This window comes from Undibacterium sp. GrIS 1.2, from assembly GCF_040544435.1.
GTDB lineage: Bacteria > Pseudomonadota > Gammaproteobacteria > Burkholderiales > Burkholderiaceae_D > Undibacterium.
Window position 1 is genome coordinate 1 of record NZ_JBEONP010000056.1, and the last position, 21,899, is coordinate 21,899.

Below are 21,899 nucleotides of genomic sequence, written 5' to 3' on the forward strand. Positions count from 1 at the left end.
GTTTTGGCATGTCCAGAACTGTACACACCCGTTTTCTTTTTTAGGTTTACGTCTTTACATCTTGTTACAATTCTCTTGTTTTTGCGTAAGTCCTATTAATGTTCAATTCAGCTGCACGTTCTGAAACAGAATGAAACATCCGATGAGTATCCGTTATAAACCCAACGTCTTGAAAACTCTTTTTATAAGACCCTTTGATCAACCCAAACAAATGACTCACTATCTGCTGTCCCTCTTTCATCTGATATTTGGGAAAGATTTTAGGGATATATACGTTGACACCATCATCTTCATATTGAGCTTCAACCACCGAGGATGGTGTTACTTCTGATTGCGTGTCAATGCCACTTTTTGAAATATCCTGCGCTAAGGAGAATGACGCGGGAAATATAATTGTTAATGCTATCAAGCACGATCTGAAATGGATTTTATTGTTCAAAATAGTTTTGCGTAAATATGTTATTGGTCATGACATCGAATGAATAATTGGCACTTTCACTTTGGGTTCAATTTAGGGTTTAGTAAATCTAGACCGAACAGTGTGAATGTCAAATACTTGAATTCAAGTTTTCAATATGAAGTTGTTTTTTTGAGGATTCTCGATTCGAAACCAGACACTAATTTTCCAGTATCTTGCGTTTTTCAGCCGCAAATTCCTGTTCGGTCAAGACGCCAGATTGCTTTAACTCAGCTAAATTTTTTAGCATTTGGATGCGTTGTTCTGGTGACGTTGCGATTTTGGAGTGCGTAGAGGCGTCCGCAGGTGTAACTAGCGATTGGCCAGGAGTGGTATTTATTGCTTCCGGCAACCGAGTGTCTTGACCATTAGATGTCACTTTTCTTTCAGTGGTATCGTTGTCTGATGGTGCCGTAAGGACGCGAATGAAGTTATTTTCAAAATTGTTGTTTGCTATTCTATTTTCAATAACCTGCGCATTAGCTTTGCCAAAGTAAAGGTTAATGAATTGAATTGAATTTACTCCTATATTAATAATCGCCTGGTGTGACCTCGTCATTACGGAAACAATTTGACCGGTTGATGTGAACTCAATTAACGCATTGTCGAGACCGATCCATTCAGCGGTGTTTTTTGCATGTTCCAAAGCAAAATTCTGGACAAACATTTGATTGAGTATATTGCCTAACGCTGGCTTATACAGCTTAACCACGTTTCCCCGTGAATTGGCAAATGCTACGTAGCGCCGACCAATTTCGTCACTCAACGGAGAATAACTATAAGTGTTCATGGTTTGCACTATTTCTTGCATGTTCCCTGCTTTGAACATGTATCGCTGCAAAGTGAGTGTCGATGGGCTAATTTTTTTAAATTCAAATCCCCTCGCTTTTGATGCAAGTTCTTTATTTAAACCCTCTATCTTTCCGTCTTCAGAAAGGTAGTAAAACTGATCAACCAACTGCTTATCCGCTACTTTACTGTAGGACTCCAGTCTTTTCTTCGGGAAATCGAATGCTGCAGCAATTCCGTCAAAGATTCCTGCTGAAGCAATTGGGCTATAGGAAATGCAGATAAGAAACGCCGAAATTATGATGGATTTTAGTTTCATATTGATGTCATTTTTTTAGTTAGAAAATCAAAGTTAGTAAATTAAATATTAGTGTTCTTTTTGTTTTGCAAGCTATTGCGCCGCCTTGCCAGCATTTGAATTACGGCCTTTCTCTCAACGCCCTGATCAGTTTCAGATGTTTTCATAATTCGTAAGTCAGATGAAATATCATCAATCTCATATTTATGCGGAAACAGTAACTTTTTTAGAAAAACAGCGATTACTGCCACCGCGATTGCAATGACGAAAATAACGTACATAAATATCCCTTTGAGGAAAAATCAGCAAGAACCAGAATCAAATTCAAATTGGCTATTAAACGGATTCCATTTTTGTTTTGCCTGAAAATGAACCTTGCGCCCACTATCATAGGTACGATAACAAGAGGCGTTTTCACATCGAGTATTGCAACTTGTGACACCTGGAACTTTTGCTGGTTTTTCAGGGTAGCCGTCATTGGCAGCGACTGTTCTCGTCAAGTCACCGGTCGGTACAGATTTGGAGACTTCTTTAACAGCCGGGTGCTTCATGTATTGATCGAGTTCTTTCAGTAAATTACCAGGCTTGTTCATTTTTACCGTGAGATCCTGTGCAGCTTCAATCTCACGTTTTCCCATTTTTTCGACTAAAATGTTCCGATTTGCAATCGCAATATTTGTCTCAGTAGAATCGTTTGCGGCCGACAGATTATAGAGTGCATATGCTACAACCCGATTCTCCGGCATACCTTGCCCATTGACCAACATCGTTCCCAAGTGATTTTGCGCATCGGCATTACCTAGCTCGGCTGCGAGGCGATACCATTTGACGGCTTCCTTGTAATCTTGGGCCACGCCTACCCCATCGCGATACATTATTCCCAAGTTATTTTGCGCATCGGCATCACCTTGATCGGCAGCCATGCGAAACCATTTACCGGCCTCCTTGTAATCTAGGGCCACGCCTTGTCCCAAGACATACTTTACCGCCAGCATTTTTTGCGCAATGGCATTACCTTGATCGGCCGCTAGGCGAATCCATTTGGCACCCTCCTTATAATCTAGAGCCATGCCTTGCCCCTTGTCATACATCAACCCCAAGTTATATTGCGCTCTGGCATTACCTCGTGCGGCTGCGAGGCGATACCATTTGGCGGCTTCCTTGTAATCTTGGGTCACGCCTTGTCCACTTTTATACATCGAACCCAAGTTATTTTGCGCATCGGCATCAACTCGATCGGCGGCGAGACGATACCAATTGACGGCTTCCTTGTAATCCTGGGTCACGCCTTGCCCATTGGCATACATCACGCCTAGGTTATTTTGTGCAACGGCATTTCCATGTGCAGCTGCGAGGCGATACCATTTGACGGCTTCCTTATAATCTTGGGTCACGCCTTGCCCATTGGCATACATAACTGCCAGGCTAATTTGCGCATCGGCATTACTTTGTGCGGCTGCGAGACGATACCATTTGACCGCTTCCTTGTGATCTTTGATGACTCCTTGTCCGGAGTCATACATTGATCCTAGGCTATTTTTCGCGTCCGCATTACCTTGTGCGGCTGCGAGGCGATACCATTTGATTGCTTCCTTGTAATCTTGGGTAATCCCTTGCCCATTGGCGTACATTTTTCCCAAGTTTTTTTGCGCATTGTCATTACCCTTTTCTGCTGCGTAGCGATACCACTTCACTGCTTCTTTGGAATCTTGGGTCACACCTAGCCCAACGTTATAAAATATTCCTAAATTTTCTTGTGCATTGGCGTCACCTTTTTCGGCAGCGAGGCGATACCACTTGGCTGCCTCCTTGAAATCTTGGGTCACACCTAGCCCAACGGCATACGTTCTTCCCAAGTTAGTTTGCGCCAGGGCATACCCTTGATCGGCCGCGAGGCGAAACCATTTGACTGCTTCTTTGTAATCTTGGGTAACCCCTTGTCCATTGGCGTACATCGTTCCCAGGTCATTTTGCGCATTGGCATTGCCCTGTTCGGATAGCGGAAGCCATTCTTTCAGCGCCGTCACGTAGTCTTTTTTTTTGTACGCAGCTAAGCCAGCGTCATAATCTGCATATGCGGTGGAAGCCACAATGATTAGGGTCAAGAAAAGATAAGAAATTGTTTTTCGCATATAAATGGAGTTGAGTTTAAGGAACGGAAGGACAATTTTTTTAATGCGATTTTTTAATTCAGAAAACTTGAATAATCTCTGAAAGTGCGAGAAATTTATTCTTGAGACACCCAAAGTTTCGATTTGAATAGTTCAAAATGGGTATTGCATCACGTGGTTTTAAATGCGTTATAACGTGACCATTTAAGGATGTCAAGACTTTCATCCAAAACCGATAAAGACAACAAACTCGTTCGCTTAGGTGCAGCTATTCGCGCTAAACGGAAGGAAATTGGATTTTCTCAAGAAGAGTTAGCTCTTGCCTCTGGTGTTGAACGTGGAAATATGGGCAAGATCGAACGAGGTGAAAATAATCTCTCTATCCTAAATTTGATACGCATTGCTGATGCTTTGGGTTCGACCTCTGCAGATATTTTGTTTGAAGCGAAGTTATAAGAATCGCGCAGAAAAAAAATAACCACTAACGTGGAGAAAAGCTGTCGTATGCGCCATATTTATTTCAAATTTTGGTATGCAACGACAATTAAGATCCCAGGAAGAACATCGCCCACCCCAAATAGCAATCTTTGTTCACTCCCTTCAGCATCCGCGACCTTCTTTATAATAAGCCACCAACAAAGCCCCCTACAGACTTCATTAACTAAAATTATTTTATTAAATTAAGTTGCAATAAAAACCTTTATTTTGAGCTCACATATCCTTTTTTAACCCAAAAGGAGTGATTCATGTCGAACAAACGAAATCGCAATACTGCGCGCACCAACAAGACAATTCATCACGCAAGATACAATTCTATACAGATAAAAATATGGATAGATATTTGTGACTTTCAGGCAGGCGTAAAAGCAGGGCAATCCGCCCAAGAGAGAGTGCCACACGGATTGATAATTGATTTTTGTGCCTGGCACTATGGATATGGCATTGGGCTTGAGTATTTTGAAAAAAAGAACAATCCAAAATAATTGAATTTCGTTAGTTTAATTACGAATAAAATTCGACAATAAAACAATAATCAGCGCTGATGCAGCGTTGATTATTCAATATCTATTGTGCGTGTGGTGCCTTTGAATGGCGGTGCAAATCCGCGTAAATATAGCAACAACATCTGGATGTTGTAATCCCACGTTTTAATGGGCAAGTTGTGCGATGCATCGTCGTCAAATAGTATATTGCGATGGATATACTGATTGAAGCTAGCCGTCTCCAATTTTGTTAACAGCCACAGGCAGCAGCAGACTGACTCCGGTCGTTCACCGATATTTGCTCAATGACCACTTTGTCGCAATAACAGGTCACTCAGAAAATGAATCTGAGTGTCGGCTTTTCTTGGCATAGCGGGCACTCGCGAACAGACAATGATGGTATTCAGTGGAAGTTGTTCATAACAAGAATACGGGAGTCATTAGACGTAAAAATCCCGTTTTTTTTACAAAACTAAGTAATTTTTAACTAAATACCTGCAATCAAAGATTTCACATCTTAATTAAGAGTCTAGATCGATTACATGTAATTGACACCAGCAACAAACACAATTTTCTCGACGAATCGTTGGTCATAATCAAAACTGACATTTTTACCTTTTTTCCCTGTACCAAACGAGTATCCAAGGCCAATATAAATGATGCGCCCAAATTGATATCGTTGATAAGTCTGCGTCAAATCAGATGAGGTTAAGTACCGTTGAAATCTTTGCCCATTAAAAATATCGGACGCGGTGAACGTCAACGACAGGTCTTGATCTATCTGTCTTTTATAACCAAAATTTACTAGATTGATCGGCTTGATATAGCCCTGCGGCGTCAATCGTTTATCTGCTCTGCTAATTGATATTTGTGCATTGTCAAATCGTGTCGGTCGATAATCGATACTTGCTTTTAAATTTAATCCAGATGTTGATTTGGTACTTTGCGTTCCCAGCGCTATTGCATCAATTTGACTATGAAATAAATTACCACTGAGTCGATATGCAATATTTGACGTTATCGAATCGCTTAAATTGAACTCAATACCGGCAGCATTACTTTTTGGCAAATTTGTTTTGGTGGCGAGTAAGACATCGGGGCTGATCAAGACACTCACGTCGGTCACATTGTTCCGACTGCGTCGCAAATACCCGGTCAATCCATAGCTTTGTAGTTTAGTCTCGACGCGATAACCAACATCAAATGATTGTACATCTTGCGGCAATAAATTCGGATTACCCGCTCGCAAATTGTGAATATCTTGATGATCGATAAATGGATTCAATTCTTCCGGATCAGGCCGTGACAATCTTCGGCTGTAGCCGACGGAAAGCGTCGCATCACCATCAAGCGAAGTTTCAAAATGTTGACTTGGGTAAAACCCGATATAACTTTGTTGACTCACTATATTGGTCGTCAGTTGATTGCCCTTAGTCGCTGTATGCTCGGTTCGAATGCCCGTGATCGATGCCCATTTCCCAAGCATTTGCTCATACGATCCATAGAAGGCTTGAATCGCCTGCTGAAAACGAAATTGATTGGTTAAGTCCACGTTGGGCAACGGTTGACCGCTTAAAGGATCGACATTATCGCCAGCATTCTCGAATTCATTATGATCGTATTTAAAGTTGTAACCAAGTTTGATACGCTGATCGTTCGCTAGCACAGTACGATAATCCACACTAAATTCGTTAACTCTCAAGTCATGACTTAAATATAGATGATCGCGACTTTGGCCAGCAGTTGGCAGGGTAGCGGTACGCAGATAAGCATAACTCTCGCGCTCTTTGTCGGTACTACGATGTAGCGATATTTCAATACTCTCTTCTGCACGTCCAAGATTTTGTTTAAAGCGTAGCCTTTGTTCACCACTTAGACTCCACTCATATCCGTCACTATGTATGCTTGTATTGCTGTTCAGGCTTTTGTCCACCAGGAAACGTCGGCTTTGTTGATCAAAGTAACGATCACCACTACGTTGTCTAAAATTAATATCGGCGCCGAACGATTGACTCTCATTTAATTGATAGCTCAGCGCCATTCAAAGAAGGAATCAAGCGAAACGCTGTTTCATGGCGCTGATCTCGACTCATGGTCTGCTCTGCATTCGCATCCATCGCATCTAAACTTGATGTCACCATTCGTTCACGTACATCTCGCCTAACACCAAAACCACCCGTGAGATTAAGCTGTTCTGTGTTGAACGCGCCGTTTGCGCCAAGTACATATCGTCCGACATTGCCTTTGTTTAGCAAGAACGAACTAGAAGAACCAATACTGCGCCCTTTCTTGGTGATGATATTTATCACACCACCAGTGCCTTCTGCGCGATATTCCGCTGGCGCATTCGTCATCACCTCTATCTTTTCGATATTATTCGCGGCAAACTGCAATAGTCCGTCACCACCCTTGCTACCACTTAATTGTGCCGAAGGGCAACCGTCAATCAAAATCATCACTTTACCTGCGCCACGTAAGCTGACATTACCATCGGCATCGACATCAACCGAAGGCAATGTATTTAATATATCCGCAGCATTACCTGTGGTCGCTTGAAGATCACTGGCGACGTTATAAACCTTGCGATCAATTAAAGTTTGCTCCGCTTGAATCTTGGCCTTGATCGTTACCTTGGCTGTATCACTCACGGGCAGCGAAGTAACTTCATCTAGCTTTATTTCAGATTGCGACCAGGCGGCTGTTGTCAATAGCAAAAGAGCGACGCCAGACCCACCAGAGACACAATTCACAGCGAATTTGAATAGGTACCGTTTGCAAAGTTTATTTGAGTTGAAAGGCATGTTGAAAGAATGCTCTGAGTTAAATTGTGAACAATACTGTAGCACGCTGTATCGACTGCCCGTTTTAGCTAAAAACGGAACATGCAAAAATTGCATAATGCAATGTCGAAGTTACTGGCGAATTTTTGCTAGGATCGCGTCGGGCATCAAGGTATTTTTCAAGCTCAAGCGAAAAACATGATGCGTGCATTACGGTGCGCGATTGTTTAGTTTTGCCCAAATTGCGAACGACTTCCTAGATATAGAAAGTCACAGGCTTTAATATCATCGATATAGGCAAATAATTTAGCGATAAAGATGTTGAATGAAGATCGCAAAAATTATTTTTTACCTGCCACTAACACCAAAAATTTCTTGTCTATCACTGTCGGCAAATAAATCGTCTTAGTTTTCAAATCCATCGCCATTGTTTTGGCTCCGGGTGCAGTAATTACGTTCCCCTTAACAACATAGTGATTGGCATCGTCTTGATGAATTATCGTAAGTGACCCACCACCATCGCCGTTGGATGAAAAAATGTTGGCCGTCTCTGGATCATAGATGACTGCATCTGGGTGCTCTCCAATTGCAACATGTGCGATGAAGCGACCGTTTTTAGCATCAGTAACCACCATCGTTTTGTTCTGGCATACTGAAAACAGCCGTGCCCGGGCAATATCTATCGCCAAACCTGTCGGTTCCTCACATCCTTTCAATGGCCATTTGGAAATCAAAGTGTTGCTAGCAACGTCGATCGCATGCAGTTCTGCTTTATCCTCGATATTAAAGAATATTTTTCCCGCATTGTCGCTCACAGCAAATTCTGGTCGTCCTGTGGTTGCAATTGTCGCGATAACTTTTAGACTTAATGTATCGATCACAGTGACGTTGGCAGTCTTACCATTAAACACAAATAATTTATGCGAGTGATCTTCGTACAAAAGAGCGTCTGGATTTGAACCTGTCACTTTAATTTCTTGTTTAACTTGTAAAGTATCAAGATCAAAAACTGTAACCGAATCAGTGCGCCCATTGCTTGTAAAACCAATATTTTGGTCTTGCGCAAAAGCGACGCCATGCACGCCTTGTGTATTGCTAATTTCACCTATCGGGTTACCAGAAGGAAGCTCCAATACCTGAACTCGATCACCTCTAGTAACGAATAATCGCCGGCGTACCGCATCAATATCGGCATAGTCCCATTTAGATGGTTCGCCCAAAGTCCAATGCAGATTTACCGCATAATCAAGGTCAGCTGCTTGAATGAGTATCGACGTTGACATGCCCATAATAGCGACGCCAGCCAACGTTAACAATTGTAGTTTTTTCATCTTGTTTTCAATCGCAATGTATTAGTAATTGATCGTAACGCCAAGTTGATATGTCGCACCATAAAATTCCCTTTGGATAGTACGGCCTGAACCAGCCTCAACGAATTTCAATGGTGTGTTCGTCAAATTTTTAGCATTAAAGTACACCGACATAAAATCATTGATGGCATAGGAACTACCGAAATCGACCGAAAATCGTGGCTCAGAAAAAACATCCGTCGTGCTGTTTCCAATTGCCCACAAATTACGTGAAACATAATAGGCACCCAAACGCATGTTGAGACCTTGTTTTTCATAAAACAAATTCCCGTTAACAGTGTTTCTGGACGTAGATGGCATCGAAGTGTATTCACCAGGACGGATTTCAAAACTGGAATTGACCAAGGTATAGTTAATTCCTGTACCTAAGCCACTCCAGATCCCAGGTAAATCCTTGTACCGTTGTTCGTAATTAAATTCCAGACCTGTTGCCCGTGACTTCCCGACATTTGTATAGGAATAAACGTGAGCCACCCCGACAAATCCAGCGAACAATCCATTATTCGGAAAAGTTTGATTTGTGACGTTGTTGACGATGTAGTTATTAATTTCTTTATCAAACACACCGACAGAAATAATTCCCGAATTCGGCAGATATTTTTCTACAGAAAAGTCCAAGGAATTTGCGGTAATCGGCTTCAAATCAGGATTGCCCTGCGACACAGTATTTGCGCTAGGATCAATATTCAATGATGCATTAACTTGATTAAAACCAGGTCGCGCAATTGTTGAAGAAAAAGCGGCTCGTAACAACGTTGACGGTTCTAACTCATAACGCGCTTGTAAGCTGGGGAAAAAATTCGTGTAACTCTTGCCTTGGCTTGTTGGCGCAATGAATGCATTATTGTTGGCGTCAACACCTTTAGAATTAGCGTCATATGATGCGCGAGTTCCTTCAATCCGCACGCCACCAATCACACCAAATTTGCCGCTTTTCATCTGATATTGACTATACAGGGCATACACGTCCTCTTTATCTTTTTGATACTGGAGTGCTGCGTTAGTGCGATTATTCGCCGTAATGGTTTGATTTGCAGCCAAGATATTTTGCAAATAATCCGTTGTGAGTTGCGGCCCATTTTGATAAGCACCATCATAAAAAGTTAAACTCGGACCTGATGATGCACTAGTTAGTGGAATGGATGGAATCCCCTTATATGAATAAGGCTGCCCAACCACTTCTCGTGAACGCAATCGCACACTGATACCAGTCTTAAGACTTTCTTCCTCAAAGCTTCCCCAATTGACCGGCAATTTTACGTTGCTGGCTATTGACCATTCTTGATCAGCAATATTGGTCGTGCTGTTCTGAAATTTAACGAGACTGTAGTTAGCCGGATTCAGGTAATCCGCACCATTTACTGTAAACAATGGCACATTACCTGTACCTTGATTATTGTAGGAAACAGTCGGGGAAGTGATTGTTTTTCCGCCGATTGTCAGTGCTGGTCCTGCTGCCGGAGTAAAATTAAAATCAGAGTTGTAATCGTATTTTTTATCATACGACCCTTTGGTGAAGCCCAACCGATAATCAATCGTTTTGTCGTCAATAGTATTTTTACCGCCAATCATAAATACCTTGTTATTGATTGTCTCTTTTTCTTGGCGAAGTGTTTTATCAAATCCGTTCGCACTCAGACCGTCAATAAAGCCAGTTGCGGTTGTTGCTGGATCACCATCGGGAGTAACTGTCAGACGTTGACGTAACACCGTCTCTGTATAACCTGCGTCAAAAGCACGAACATAGTAGCTATTTTTAGCATCGGCTTGATAACCCAGATCGATACCAACACCATGACGTTTTCGATTGTATTGATACCACCGCTGATCCCATCCGGCATAGGCTAAAGGTGAATGGCTACCATCATCCAGGAATGAGGGTTCAACGTCATCAATGCCTCGCTTATCCTCATAGTAGGTGCCAGTGACTACAAATGAGAACGGGTTGTCTGAAAGTGCACTGATCCCTGATTTTGTAGGGCCATCGCCACCAAACCGTCCTCCAGCTGAAAATGAAAGATCGGTAATTCCAGTACCTCGCAGTTGTTCGCGACCAGTACCTATCCGCCCTTCAAAAAAAGGTTTCCCATTGAGAGGCGCGGTTTTTGGTGTGATTTCGATTGTTCCGCCCAAGGCTTCAGCATCTTGCTCCGGCAAATTCGATTTGGTGACTGTTATTGCACCGACCAGTCCTGTTGGAATCGCATCTAAAGCAACAGCGCGTCCACCACCAAAAGGAGATGCATTGTTCGATGGAGGCAAACGTAAGCCACCAAAGGTTGTACTGTTCAAATCGGCATCGAGGCCACGTATGTTAATGAAGCGTCCTTCCCCTGTATCTGTTTCAAGAGAAATTCCCGGAATGCGTCGAACAGATTCAGCAATATTGACATCCGGGAGTTTGCGCATTTCTTCAACCGTCATCAGATTAATGAGGTTAGGCGCTTCTTCTTGTGCTTTGCGCGCTACACCATTAGATGTTCTTTGCGCTTCAATAGTGACGGTTTCTATCGCAGAGAGCGGTGTAGACTCCTCTACGGCAAAAGCTGCCGACATACACAGTTGAGAAATGAGAAAGGCGAGAGTCGTTTTCTTATTTGAATGGGTCAACATGATATTTCCGAGTTATATTGAGGGGAATTTACTCGAAAATATCGAAAATATATGACCGCTTGAATACATAAAAGACAATCTTCATTTGGATTGTCATATTTTTAGGAAAATATGAACATCACTTTTTCGTGGCAGGGATTTGCCATTGCTTCTGCAATTTTTGCCGCCATGACAGCCATTTTGGGAAAAATAGGCGTCGCCAATATTAATACCAATCTCGCTACCTTGATACGAACCATCGTTATCCTAATGGTGACAATGGCGATCGTGACAGCTCGCTCTGAATGGCAAAAACCAACTGGCAGTACGTGGATAGGTTGGACATGTTTGATCGCCTCAGGGGTGACCACAGGGCTTTCATGGTTGTGCTATTTCCGTGCTTTGCAAATGGGGCCAGTCTCCGTGGTGGCACCAATTGACAAACTCAGCGTCGCATTGGTCATGATTGCAGGATGGATTTTATTGGGCGAACCAATGACGATCAAAGGCGTGGTTGGAGGCGGGCTTGTCGTTCTTGGCTCGCTGATACTTTTATTTTGAATGAACCGGCCAAGCTAATATTTTTGCTGATATTTTTTTGCCAATAACGTTTCTACTCTTTCTTAATGGCACCATAAATCAGAGCTGAACTTCGATAAGCATGATTCATGAGACTTCACGATCAATCGCATCAATTTTCTGCTAGCATGAAAAGTATCAAATCGTAAATGTTACCCCACGCAGACAATCCGTGATTGGAAAACTTATGTTACATGCACGTCCACAACTGATCAGCGCAAAACTCGAAAAACTACATCCAACGCAAATAACAGTCGGCAAACTTGAGGTTGCACTTAAACGCAAACACTGGAGTGAATTAGGAAAAAAAGAACGCACTGCCGCACTGGCAAGTCATTGGTTCCCGGCGATTTTGGGTCCAGAAGAAAAATACTACATTCTTGATCATCATCATTTTGGACTGGCCCTGCTGGAAGAAGGAGTCAAAACTGTTAGCCTGATGCTGCAAAAGGACCTCTCATGGTTGAACCCGGTGAAATTCTGGACCGTGATGGATCACAGTCAATGGGTCCATCCGTATGGCACTGATGGTACGCGACATGAATTTAATGCCATACCGAAACACCTCGAGCATTTGCAAGATGATCCCTATCGGAGTCTTGCAGGAGAACTACGACGTGCGGGGGGTTATGCGAAGGATGTCACGCCTTTCAGTGAATTCTTGTGGGCCGATTTCTTTCGCAACCGCATTTCGTCAGACATCCTTGATCATGACTTTAACAAAGCGCTGGTGAAAGCCAAGAAATTGGCTGCTAGCCAGGAGGCACGTTATCTTCCTGGTTGGGTGGGTGTGATTGCGGCCCTGTAAATGCTACCGCCCTCAAGTGAATCCAACAAAGCAGATAAATCACGTTGGAGTGACGTCATTGCAGGTCTGTCGATTGCCGGTTTATTATTGCCCGAAGCCGTAGCCTATTCGAACATCGCCAATCTGCCGCTGCAAACTGGCGTTATTGCGCTCTTCGCGGGCTTGATATGTTATGGCTTATTCGGCAGCAGCCGATTTGCCATTGTCTCAGCCACATCTTCGTCAGCTGTAGTTCTTGCTGCCGCTTCAGCCTCGCTGGCACAAGGAGACACAGGCCTGAGACTGTCAGTGGCAATTGGACTTGTGATCGTCTCCGGTTCATTTTTTTTAGTTGCTGGTCTGGCTCAGCTGGGCAGCATTTCCGATTTCATCGCCAAACCTGTTTTACGCGGATTTTCATTCGGTCTTGCGGTTGTTATTGTCATTAAACAATGTGCAGTGATTGTTGGAATACATCCAGCTCGAAGTGATCTTGTCGGCTTCCTACATGGACTATTCACTCAAATGGATGCCTGGAATAGTGTTGGCATCGCCATTGGTGTAGTCGCACTTGGATTGTTATCCTTATTGGCACGACTGCAGCGCTTGCCGGCAGGTATTGTTGTCATTCTTTTGGGCATCGCCGCGGGAAAGTGGCTTAATCTTCCACAGTATGGTGTTGGACTGGTCGGGGAAATTCAATTGCAGTTGGCAGCTCCTAGCTTGCCGCAACTATCAGCTATAGAGTGGTTGCGGCTTGGAGAATTGGGATTTGCCATGGTAATGATACTTTACGCCGAATCCTATAGTTCAATTCGTACCTTTGCGATGAAACACGGCGATATTATTTCAACTAACCGAGATTTGATGGCATTGGGAATAGCGAATCTGGTGTCAGGACTATTTCATGGTATGCCCGTGGGTGCGGGCTATTCAGCCACTTCTGCCAATGAGGCAGCAGGTGCGGTATCGCGCTTTTCGGGACTTTATGCCGCCGCAGCTGCATTCATCGTTATTGTGACAATGTTGCCTGCGATTGAACTGATCCCCCAACCCGTGTTAGCGGCCATCGTTATTTATGCGGTCAGCCATACTTTGCATCCCGCCATATTTCGCCCTTATTTTTTCTTGCGCACTGACCGCCTTGTTGTTATTGCCGGAGTATTGGGCGTATTAATTCTGGGTGTACTCGATGGATTGCTCGCAGCGATCGGTATCAGTTTGTTGATGATGTTAAGGCGACTTGCCAATTCCTCGATTTCAATCCTGGGAAGACTCGAGCAAAGCCATGATTTCGTCAATCTGACACTGCATCCTACAGCACAGGCTGTACCGGGTATTATTATTTTACGACCCGAACAACCTCTCTTCTTTGCAAATGCTGAACGAATATTTGTTCAGGCGCGTAATATTATTATCGCCACCGATAAGACTATTCATACTGTCATTCTCAGTCTTGAGGAATCGCCTGATTTGGACAGCTCTTGCATTGAAGCCATACGCGATTTTCATGAGTTCATTACTGGTCGGGGCATGCTACTGCTATTTGCGCGGGTCAAAGACCCGGTACAAGACATCCTGAACAGAGCTTCAATTCCTAGCCTTGTGCCTACTTTTATTATTGGATTGAGCGTCGATGATGCTGTGGAGATTGCGCAAAAGCACAGATCGAGAGAATGACAAAGGAGCGAGAAAATGGACAATGGTAATTTCGCAGATATTTTTCATGCCAAACGAAATTGTCAATGCACAAAAAAACCTGAATGGGAAAAGCCCGAATGGAAAACGCCACGAGATTTGCGTGAGCGAGATATATCTAACAGACCGTGAAATAGGAGAATAATTATTCGGTATGCAATAAAAGGATCGCGCGACTACGTTAACGGACAGCGCGAAAGCCACGCTTTGACGCTGCCTTGAGGAGCGAATTTACATTTCGCTGTTTTCCTAAAAAAACATAATGAGCTTATTTATCTTTCATTGGACGCCCGACCTTGAGTGGAGCAAGGCCAGCGATTAAGGTTTTGAGGTCAGAAACATCAGTCTTGCTTATCAACGCCAGACCAACGCGCAATAATTGACTTTTTTTCACTTCCATTCCAGCATCGGCACAGGCTTTCTTAATTTGTCCAAAAATGGCATATTCCACTTCCGGCATAGTGAAACTGTCGCGAACTAATTTGGACTTCTTGATCTTTTCCTTGGGAGCTACGGTCATCGCAACTGGTTTTGCAGCTACTTTATTTATGGCGACCTTCTTCACGGCAACAGGCGGTTTCGCTTTGGCTGCGGCTATTCTTGGTACCGCGGGACTAGACTTTGCGTTCCCATTAGTCGCCAATGCTTTGACTGCAGGCGACCTATTGGTCGCAGCGGTGATCTTCTTCACCGGAACGACTGCGGCCTTTGGTTTTACTGCACCTTTCTTCACTGTTTCGGTTGTCATTGGATATCTCCTGAAGTTAACTACATAAATAATATAAACCATTTAATTCGCAAAAACAAGTTTATTGGCACAACGTAGTTTTCATGAAGAAATCAAATGGTGTTCATTTTTGGAGAGTTGACCTAGAAATCACGGCTCCACTCTTACTCATAGAAAATGCATACTGAGTATGGTTTTGACTTAACTCAAAGCGGGTCAGCCAAAATTGGCAATGTGGGTTAATTTAGCACTGGCGTCAACCCGTCGTCTCTACTGCAATAAATAAACACGTCATATGCACTAAATTTGGATCGCACGCAGCTACTTACTTACTTATCCTCACCTTCGTGGTGTCGCGTTTCATTCTCGATGTATTAAGATTAAAAATCAGACGAGAATTTGGTGGAAACGGCTGCCTGATCTGGCTTTGCACACTGCTTGTCATCACAATGGCCGGTGCATACTATGTGTCAATGCCGCGATCTAATGCAAACAACTGATAGCCGTATTCAGGAGTTATGCAGTTTCATTGATACTAGATAGGATGCCTTCTGACCTAAGCTCAACCTTGATGGCTTCAAAAAGCATCAAAGCCGCTTCTGACGTAGCACCACCCATGAAGCGCTGCATTAGGGAAAGTTCTTGCTTGACGAATACGCGCCAAGCGATGGGCTGGCCTTTGTACCCATCACCTGTTTGCGTCTGCGAGCTGCAACCAATGCTGAACTCAGACTCGCCTTGAGCGTATTCGATGAACCAACCCCAATCATCACCTAAGGGATAGCTAGTAGGGATGCCAACTTTCATGAGTGCCTGAGACAACCATAGCGCAAGTTCGAACCCATAAACACCTGGATTTGCTTGACGATCTTCTGGCAGAAACGGGAGAAATTTTGCCGAGCTAAATTCGATGCTGAACATTATCTGCCTACCATTCTCAATTGATGAGGTGATGAATCATAAAAAATGTCGAAACAGAATTGATAGGAGTCTTTTGAATTTAATTCGGCAATGTGGGCTTTGCGCACGTTTTCTGTTGAATTCCGAAAAATAAATAGATGTCAACAAACTTCAACACTTCGATTTATTATTACAGAGGTGAATGCAATAAAAACGCTTACTTACTTGCTTGCTTGCTTGCTTGAGTTCAGTCTAGATTAGTTCTTTATCGTTTTAAAAAAATTGAATTTCTCAGCGCTGTAAAAATCAACCATATTTTTAAGCACTCGCCGATCATTTCTTTCACGTCGATCAACCAGGGTAAATCCTTCCTCCGTCACATATGGCGGCGAAATTGCGGTCGATATCCGTCGATCAACAGAACCGCGACTTAAAGTAAAGTGCCATTCCAATTTTTCGGCTTGCATGACTAGTCCTTTTCCGCAAGTAGTATTACCACTACCAAAGAATTAATTAATTCACTTAGTTATTATTGAAATCAAATATGACTTTATCATTACACCAGACTAGCCTAATATGAACCAGTGTTTAGATACTGTACTTGGAGATGTCTCGATCGTATCAACTGCGAGTCCTTGCTTTATAAATGAAACCAATATGTTGAACCAATGACGATCAAAGGGCATGGTTGAAGGCTGGTTTGTCGTTCCTGGCTCTCTGATACTTATATTTTTAACCGAAAACTCCTTTCATTTTTGGCCAAGTATTTTTGAGTGATAAGGCTTCTAAAATAAAAAATTCAGCGACGGCTGTGTTAAATCATCGACGAACAAATTCCACAAAGTCAGTAAAACATCCGATGTGAGCAATTTGAATTTCCTATGCATTTGCGTAAGGCTTGTGTTTGTCATGCTGCCGAAATAATTATTGGTGATACTTCGCCGAATACTAATGTGCCTCTCGTTCTTTTATACGCGATGGTTAGCCTTAGTTCCAATTAAATTATTAATTCCAATTTTGAGCAGCGTTCTCTGAAAGAATTCATGAAAACAAATATGTATTTGCCAGCACTGGCAATCCTCGCGCTTGCCGGATGTAGCAACAAGTCTGACCCTAACGCGGTTCCAGAAGGGACGATTCTTAAAATAGCCTTACTGGAAACGACCGACATCCATCAAAATATTCTTAGTTATGACTATTACGGTTTAAAGGCCGATACCAGCCTTGGGCTAGAACGCACCGCATCCCTGATCAATGCAGCACGTACGGAAAATCCAAATAACGTTTTATTGGATGACGGTGATGTCATCCAGGGTACCTTGCTCGGCGATTATCAGGCGGTAGCGGCTCCAGTAAGTTGTAGCGGCACTCTGGCCGTACACAAGGTCATGAATGCACTTAAGTACGATGGTGCAGGACTGGGCAATCATGAATTTAATTACGGATTGAGCTTCCTGAGCCAAATTACGAACACAGACTTTGGCGTTCCAGACGTACAAAAAGGTGTGAACTGCGGCGCGCCAAATTTTCCTATCGTGCTCTCCAATGTGGTTGGCCTCTCCAGCCAAAAACCTATCTTTAATCCTTATGCGATTATTGCGAAACAATTCGCCGCGACAAAACCAGACGGTACTTCGATCAGCGTTAAACTCAATGTCGGCATTATGGGTTTCGTCCCCCCTCAAGTGATGGATTGGGACCAGAAGAGCTTAGCTGGAAAAGTCATGGTCAACGGCGTGCAGGAATCCTCGAATAAATATGTTCCAGAGCTACGCAGCAAGGGCGCCGACTTGATCGTTGCGCTGTCCCATGGCGGCCTCGATGCATCACCGTATAGCCCGAAAATGGAAAATGGTAGCTTGCATCTAAGCACGACAGGGGTCGATGCCATGCTGTTAGGCCATTCTCATCTTATTTTCCCGAAGGCGAAAGAAGTCGGCGGACCAGCCGTTGATGCTTCGCTAGCCGCATTGCCTGCCACGCAAGTCGACACCGTCAATGGATTCGTCAATGGCGTGCCGACGGTAATGGCGCAAAGTTGGGGGCGTCGTCTTGGCATTATCAAGATGGTGTTGAAGTACCAATCTGGGCAATGGGTTGTACAAAAGGATCAAACCAATGTGGAAGCACGTGGTTTTAAATATACTGATGGTACGACAGTGGTTGCTGCCGATCCTAGCATCGCGCCGCTAGTTGATACCGAGCATAAGGCGACTTTAAGTTATGCCACTCAGCCCCTGGGTACCACCACCAATTTTGAAATGTCAGCCTTCTTTGCATTGGTCGGTGACGTCAGTGCGATTCAAATCGTGAATCAGGCGCAAATCGATTATGTTAAAAACTTCATCGCCAGCTCTACCGACACGACAATTGCAAGTTACAAAGCAATTCCAGTGATTTCTTGCAGCGCCCCATTCAAGGCAGGACGCAACGGCCCTACTGATTTCACTGACGTTGCGCCTACCGCTACATCGGCCGCGCCTGTCGGGTTGCAGGTACGTAATCCTGGTGACTTGTACTTGTATGGCAATAACAACCTGCAAGCCGTAAAGATCAAGGGATCGGACCTGAAGAAGTGGCTGGAAACCTCGGCTAAACAATTCAATAAAATTGATCCATCACTCGCTACAGAACAAGATCTCGTGCCTACTTACTCGACGATCTATAACTACGATGTTTTTTACGCAGAAAATAATGCGCTGAAATATCAAATCGACGTTACGCAAGCGGTCGGAAGTCGGATCACTAACCTGACTTATGCAGGCAACGCTGTTGCGGATACCGATGACTTTATCGTCGCCACCAACGATTATCGCGCTGGCGGCGGTGGCAATTTCCCCGGAATTGATGGCAGCAAAACCATCATCAAATCGCCCGATGCCAGCCAAGCTATTGTCAGTACCTTTCTGAAAAAGCAAGGAAAAGTCACCACCGCCGCGAATGGTTCTGGCCAAAGCTGGAGTTTCGTCAAGGTGGCAACACAAGGGCCGGTCATATTACGTTCAGCCCCGGGTAAATTGGCAGTTGCGCAAGCCTTGGGTCTTAGCCGGGTCCAGGCAGAAGGAACATTGGACGCGAGTGGCTTTGCCAAATATTCAATTAATTTGAATCAGTAATAATTTGTCGCTGTCATTCGGCAGCATCAACTAGAGCACAGGTACTCCTGAAATCGGGGGTACCTTTTTACATGGGAAGACGATGAAGAAGCACAGCCGCAAATGGGCGCTCCTGATAGCACTGCTGACAGCGCTGTTGTTGGTTTTGATGTGGATCACAATCACGGATGTTCCTCCCACCACTGCGCAAATTGAAACCGTAGGCGTACGCGCTTTAAATACGCAAGACAAGTCATCGATTACTACTCTTAGCCGTTGGGCCAAGCAAGGATTTCCGATCGCTCAACGCGAATTAGGCCTGGTACTGTCCGTTTCTCCGAACAGCTACATCGAAGCACACAAATGGCTTGAAAAAGCGGCTGCTGCCGGCGATGTCGACGCACAGTTTGAAATGGCGGAAGCCAATTACAAAGCGCGATTAGGTCTGCAACAAAACTTTGTAGAAGCGTGGAAATGGTATAAATCGGCAGCCAAACAACACAATTCAAAAGCGAGCTTTATGCTCGCCAGGATGGCCAAATACGGGGAAGGAAACCCGCCTGATCTTGCAATATCGGTCAATTGGTTAAAACAATCGAGCGCTGAAGGTAATGCACAGGCGATGTTTTTGTTGGCCAACGCCTACACTGCAGGCGAAGGTGTGGAACAAGATGCAATCAAGGCACGTGAGTGGCTGGAACGTTCTGCAGAGGGGGACTATCCGGTGGCAATTCATGAACTTTCCCTGCTACTGGAAGGTAGTGCGAAAATCACTGGAAGTGACCCGTTACTGGCACGTCACTTAAGAAAAGAAGCGACTGACGAAAGAACATTGCGCTGGAATAAATACCAATAAATATTCGGTTGTGAAGGCATCAAAAAAGTATGAGTATCGGTGAAACTCATGACCCGCTTCACTTCCTATGCGCTTGCATCCGCTCGACAATTATTTTGCTTTCCGCCAGCAAAGTTTCTTTTTCTGAAGGCTGATCCAAGGCAGATAAATAGCGCTCGACGATGCCACCCGTGCATTGTCCAGTGTATAGGCAGTGTTCAATAGCCATGATCGAATTTGGTCCGCACTCAAGCCCCATCTGGCATGCCGCTACCGTATAGGCTGCCGCGCGTAATTCATCGATAGCTGCTAGCTCCTCGTCGCCATTATGCTGATCCCTCAAGTAGGCGGAGAAAAAACCTCGCAACGATTCAACACCCTTCAGATCGTGCGAATCGAGCACCGTCTTAGCTGCTAGCAATGCCGCATCCAGATCTCCCGTAGCGAGCAGACTAGTGGCTATTTCACCTGGGGTTTTGGTTTTTCCAGTGAGCCAAAGCTCTTTCTGATAAGCGCTTTGTGTGGCAAGCTGCGCATCGGTAAAATCAGAGAAATTTTTGCAGCGATCTTGTAATTTTCGGTAGGCAACTCGACGTTCGTCATTGTCTGGACGCTCATGCATCTCGCGTGCAAGCCATGCAGACTGTGGTCCGATAAAATTGGGCACACAAATTCGCCATGCTCGGTAGGCGAGTTTGAGTTTGGCTGGATCTTCAGAGTCTCTATTTTTCTCGAACAAAGCCCGCAAATCATTGGATTGCTCGATGGGGTCCATGTGAGCTGTGATTGATTCAACTTTGACTATGGTTTCGACATTCGACGTTGATTGTGACGTCGGCGTCTTGGTCAGTTTAACAGTTGAGGTTGGTAGCCCTTTGTCTTCCGTTATTAGAACGTAGGCCGCTATTATGCCGATGCCTATATAAATAAAAAGTCTGTGTGTTTTGAGAAATAGCATATTGTTTTTAAGATGCGAAATATTTTTTCAAAATTGCAGTGCTCCGCTAAAGAAGAGCACTGCAATCCGATTTTATCCTTCGAGCCTACGGTCGTGCGATGGTGATTTTTGAAGTCGGGCACGTGTTCGCCACGTTGCCATCGAGAATGAGCGAAGAAGCCGCAGGGAAGTGAGCAAAGTTAGTGCTGCTGAGATTGAGCCATACTTCGGTTAGGTAATTGATGGTGCCACTTTTTGTGCACTTCAAAGAAAGTGCAGGCAAAGCAGCGCTACCAAAGCTGGCACTAAACGCTTGTTGCAGTTGCGCACGACTCACTGTTTTACCCACATTGCTGGCGATAAAATTATTGAGCTGCGTTTGGCCTAATTGATTCATCAGGCCGATCGCATCAAGCCAGTAATCGTTTGGCGCTATCGTGCTGCAACTACCATGTTTGAACCACTCATGTTCATCAAGGCAAGATGCTGTTCCTGGCATGTAAGTGCTCAGGTTGTTTAAGGTTGACGCGCTCACACCATATTTATCCATACTGCACCAAGCGCTCGTCTTGTCCAAGTCAATATCCCTTTGAGGCACATTGCAATACTGCGGATGATTACCATTGTAGGCATTTGGCCACAGGCCATGTAATGCAAGATGACTGCCGGCGTAAGTTCCTTTCAGGTTGCTGCACTCAGGCTTGCCCGCATGCGTTGCACAAAACCCTGGCTGCCAGGAAGCGGCCAGCAACAAGAAGTCATACGTTTGTGCATGTGCCGCGCTACTCGTTGCTATCGCTATGACGGCGGTGGCCATGAAGCGATTAATCATTTTTTTGAACATTATTTTTCCCTGTTATTAAGTCGATTGTTTCGACATACGTAAGTCAAATGGGAACGATCCCCTTAATATGGAATCGTCAGTTGTGCAGCATGTGCAACTGACGCCTGGGATGTGACG

General features: G+C 44.2%; 20 protein-coding genes. 7 read left to right on the top strand and 13 right to left on the bottom strand.

What is annotated here, in order from left to right:
• Window positions 1-64 precede the first annotated feature (64 nt).
• The 4 genes from AAKU61_RS18770 to AAKU61_RS18785 all read right to left on the bottom strand — a co-directional run bounded on the left by AAKU61_RS18770 (window position 65) and on the right by AAKU61_RS18785 (window position 3,634).
• Window positions 65-409 (bottom strand): hypothetical protein, encoded by a 345-nt coding sequence (locus tag AAKU61_RS18770; RefSeq protein ID WP_354334704.1) that lies wholly within the window; start codon window positions 407-409, stop codon window positions 65-67.
• Between the two features lie 208 nt (window positions 410-617).
• Window positions 618-1,565 carry an SHOCT domain-containing protein gene (locus tag AAKU61_RS18775; RefSeq protein ID WP_354334706.1) on the bottom strand — a complete coding sequence of 316 codons (948 nt, stop codon included), beginning with the start codon at window positions 1,563-1,565 and terminating at the stop codon, window positions 618-620.
• Between the two features lie 41 nt (window positions 1,566-1,606).
• Complete coding sequence (locus tag AAKU61_RS18780) at window positions 1,607-1,825, bottom strand: hypothetical protein (protein ID WP_354334708.1); 219 nt, start codon at window positions 1,823-1,825, stop codon at window positions 1,607-1,609.
• A gap of 21 nt (window positions 1,826-1,846) precedes the next feature.
• A complete protein-coding gene (locus AAKU61_RS18785; protein ID WP_354334710.1) occupies window positions 1,847-3,634 on the bottom strand; it encodes a tetratricopeptide repeat protein in 1,788 nt (595 codons plus the stop codon).
• Window positions 3,635-3,865: 231 nt separating this feature from the next.
• Here AAKU61_RS18785 and AAKU61_RS18790 point away from each other — a divergent pair, with 231 nt between their 5' ends.
• Both AAKU61_RS18790 and AAKU61_RS18795 read left to right on the top strand, forming a co-directional pair.
• A complete protein-coding gene (locus AAKU61_RS18790; RefSeq protein WP_354334711.1) occupies window positions 3,866-4,111 on the top strand; it encodes a helix-turn-helix domain-containing protein in 246 nt (81 codons plus the stop codon).
• Window positions 4,112-4,401: 290 nt separating this feature from the next.
• Window positions 4,402-4,638 carry a hypothetical protein gene (locus tag AAKU61_RS18795; protein WP_354334713.1) on the top strand — a complete coding sequence of 79 codons (237 nt, stop codon included), beginning with the start codon at window positions 4,402-4,404 and terminating at the stop codon, window positions 4,636-4,638.
• A gap of 538 nt (window positions 4,639-5,176) precedes the next feature.
• Here AAKU61_RS18795 and AAKU61_RS18800 read toward each other — a convergent pair.
• The 4 genes from AAKU61_RS18800 to AAKU61_RS18815 all read right to left on the bottom strand — a co-directional run bounded on the left by AAKU61_RS18800 (window position 5,177) and on the right by AAKU61_RS18815 (window position 11,401).
• Window positions 5,177-6,679: an outer membrane beta-barrel family protein gene (locus AAKU61_RS18800; protein ID WP_354334715.1), complete on the bottom strand. Its 1,503-nt coding sequence runs from the start codon at window positions 6,677-6,679 to the stop codon at window positions 5,177-5,179.
• Window positions 6,654-7,388 (bottom strand): TonB-dependent receptor plug domain-containing protein, encoded by a 735-nt coding sequence (locus AAKU61_RS18805; RefSeq protein WP_354334717.1) that lies wholly within the window; start codon window positions 7,386-7,388, stop codon window positions 6,654-6,656. The genes AAKU61_RS18800 and AAKU61_RS18805 overlap by 26 nt, the downstream gene beginning before the upstream one ends.
• Window positions 7,389-7,759: 371 nt before the next feature.
• Window positions 7,760-8,749, bottom strand: a complete 990-nt coding sequence (locus tag AAKU61_RS18810) for a YncE family protein (protein WP_354334719.1) — start codon at window positions 8,747-8,749, stop codon at window positions 7,760-7,762.
• Window positions 8,750-8,770: 21 nt separating this feature from the next.
• On the bottom strand, window positions 8,771-11,401 hold the full coding sequence (locus AAKU61_RS18815) for a TonB-dependent receptor (protein ID WP_354334721.1): 2,631 nt from the start codon (window positions 11,399-11,401) through the stop codon (window positions 8,771-8,773).
• 111 nt (window positions 11,402-11,512) lie between these two features.
• Here AAKU61_RS18815 and AAKU61_RS18820 point away from each other — a divergent pair, with 111 nt between their 5' ends.
• The 3 genes from AAKU61_RS18820 to AAKU61_RS18830 all read left to right on the top strand — a co-directional run bounded on the left by AAKU61_RS18820 (window position 11,513) and on the right by AAKU61_RS18830 (window position 14,426).
• Window positions 11,513-11,941, top strand: coding sequence for an EamA family transporter (locus AAKU61_RS18820; RefSeq protein WP_354334723.1), 429 nt, complete (start codon window positions 11,513-11,515; stop codon window positions 11,939-11,941).
• Between the two features lie 205 nt (window positions 11,942-12,146).
• A complete protein-coding gene (locus tag AAKU61_RS18825; protein WP_354334725.1) occupies window positions 12,147-12,767 on the top strand; it encodes a ParB-like protein in 621 nt (206 codons plus the stop codon).
• Window positions 12,768-14,426: a SulP family inorganic anion transporter gene (locus AAKU61_RS18830; RefSeq protein ID WP_354334727.1), complete on the top strand. Its 1,659-nt coding sequence runs from the start codon at window positions 12,768-12,770 to the stop codon at window positions 14,424-14,426.
• A gap of 286 nt (window positions 14,427-14,712) precedes the next feature.
• On the opposite strand, the gene AAKU61_RS18835 is transcribed toward AAKU61_RS18830, so the two are convergent.
• The 3 genes from AAKU61_RS18835 to AAKU61_RS18845 all read right to left on the bottom strand — a co-directional run bounded on the left by AAKU61_RS18835 (window position 14,713) and on the right by AAKU61_RS18845 (window position 16,538).
• A complete protein-coding gene (locus AAKU61_RS18835) occupies window positions 14,713-15,192 on the bottom strand; it encodes a hypothetical protein (RefSeq protein ID WP_354334729.1) in 480 nt (159 codons plus the stop codon).
• Between the two features lie 495 nt (window positions 15,193-15,687).
• Window positions 15,688-16,092 carry a hypothetical protein gene (locus AAKU61_RS18840; RefSeq protein ID WP_354334731.1) on the bottom strand — a complete coding sequence of 135 codons (405 nt, stop codon included), beginning with the start codon at window positions 16,090-16,092 and terminating at the stop codon, window positions 15,688-15,690.
• A 236-nt stretch (window positions 16,093-16,328) separates the two neighbouring features.
• Entirely contained in the window at window positions 16,329-16,538 is a 210-nt protein-coding gene (locus AAKU61_RS18845; protein WP_354334733.1) for a hypothetical protein, read from the bottom strand.
• A gap of 576 nt (window positions 16,539-17,114) precedes the next feature.
• On the opposite strand from AAKU61_RS18845, the gene AAKU61_RS18850 reads away from it, so the two are divergent.
• Window positions 17,115-19,187: a bifunctional 2',3'-cyclic-nucleotide 2'-phosphodiesterase/3'-nucleotidase gene (locus AAKU61_RS18850; protein ID WP_354334735.1), complete on the top strand. Its 2,073-nt coding sequence runs from the start codon at window positions 17,115-17,117 to the stop codon at window positions 19,185-19,187.
• Between the two features lie 82 nt (window positions 19,188-19,269).
• The gene (locus AAKU61_RS18855; RefSeq protein ID WP_354334737.1) at window positions 19,270-20,022 is read left to right on the top strand and encodes a tetratricopeptide repeat protein; all 753 of its coding nucleotides are present in this window, start codon (window positions 19,270-19,272) and stop codon (window positions 20,020-20,022) included.
• Between the two features lie 58 nt (window positions 20,023-20,080).
• Here AAKU61_RS18855 and AAKU61_RS18860 read toward each other — a convergent pair whose 3' ends face one another.
• Window positions 20,081-20,776 carry a hypothetical protein gene (locus tag AAKU61_RS18860; RefSeq protein ID WP_354334739.1) on the bottom strand — a complete coding sequence of 232 codons (696 nt, stop codon included), beginning with the start codon at window positions 20,774-20,776 and terminating at the stop codon, window positions 20,081-20,083.
• Window positions 20,777-21,044: 268 nt separating this feature from the next.
• The gene (locus AAKU61_RS18865) at window positions 21,045-21,767 is read right to left on the bottom strand and encodes a ribonuclease T2 (protein WP_503012663.1); all 723 of its coding nucleotides are present in this window, start codon (window positions 21,765-21,767) and stop codon (window positions 21,045-21,047) included.
• Window positions 21,768-21,899 lie beyond the last annotated feature (132 nt).

Bases quoted from the DNA above. Each gene is read 5' to 3' on its own strand.
- AAKU61_RS18800 (WP_354334715.1), bottom strand. From the start codon at position 6,679: ATGGCGCTGAGCTATCAATTAAATGAGAGTCAATCGTTCGGCGCCGAT.
- AAKU61_RS18845 (WP_354334733.1), bottom strand. From the start codon at position 16,538: ATGCAAGCCGAAAAATTGGAATGGCACTTTACTTTAAGTCGCGGTTCT.
- AAKU61_RS18830 (WP_354334727.1), top strand. From the start codon at position 12,768: ATGCTACCGCCCTCAAGTGAATCCAACAAAGCAGATAAATCACGTTGG.
- AAKU61_RS18810 (WP_354334719.1), bottom strand. From the start codon at position 8,749: ATGAAAAAACTACAATTGTTAACGTTGGCTGGCGTCGCTATTATGGGC.
- AAKU61_RS18815 (WP_354334721.1), bottom strand. From the start codon at position 11,401: ATGTTGACCCATTCAAATAAGAAAACGACTCTCGCCTTTCTCATTTCT.
- AAKU61_RS18795 (WP_354334713.1), top strand. From the start codon at position 4,402: ATGTCGAACAAACGAAATCGCAATACTGCGCGCACCAACAAGACAATT.
- AAKU61_RS18840 (WP_354334731.1), bottom strand. From the start codon at position 16,092: ATGTTCAGCATCGAATTTAGCTCGGCAAAATTTCTCCCGTTTCTGCCA.
- AAKU61_RS18820 (WP_354334723.1), top strand. From the start codon at position 11,513: ATGAACATCACTTTTTCGTGGCAGGGATTTGCCATTGCTTCTGCAATT.
- AAKU61_RS18855 (WP_354334737.1), top strand. From the start codon at position 19,270: ATGAAGAAGCACAGCCGCAAATGGGCGCTCCTGATAGCACTGCTGACA.
- AAKU61_RS18835 (WP_354334729.1), bottom strand. From the start codon at position 15,192: ATGACAACCGAAACAGTGAAGAAAGGTGCAGTAAAACCAAAGGCCGCA.
- AAKU61_RS18780 (WP_354334708.1), bottom strand. From the start codon at position 1,825: ATGTACGTTATTTTCGTCATTGCAATCGCGGTGGCAGTAATCGCTGTT.
- AAKU61_RS18775 (WP_354334706.1), bottom strand. From the start codon at position 1,565: ATGAAACTAAAATCCATCATAATTTCGGCGTTTCTTATCTGCATTTCC.
- AAKU61_RS18860 (WP_354334739.1), bottom strand. From the start codon at position 20,776: ATGGACCCCATCGAGCAATCCAATGATTTGCGGGCTTTGTTCGAGAAA.
- AAKU61_RS18850 (WP_354334735.1), top strand. From the start codon at position 17,115: ATGAAAACAAATATGTATTTGCCAGCACTGGCAATCCTCGCGCTTGCC.
- AAKU61_RS18790 (WP_354334711.1), top strand. From the start codon at position 3,866: ATGTCAAGACTTTCATCCAAAACCGATAAAGACAACAAACTCGTTCGC.
- AAKU61_RS18825 (WP_354334725.1), top strand. From the start codon at position 12,147: ATGTTACATGCACGTCCACAACTGATCAGCGCAAAACTCGAAAAACTA.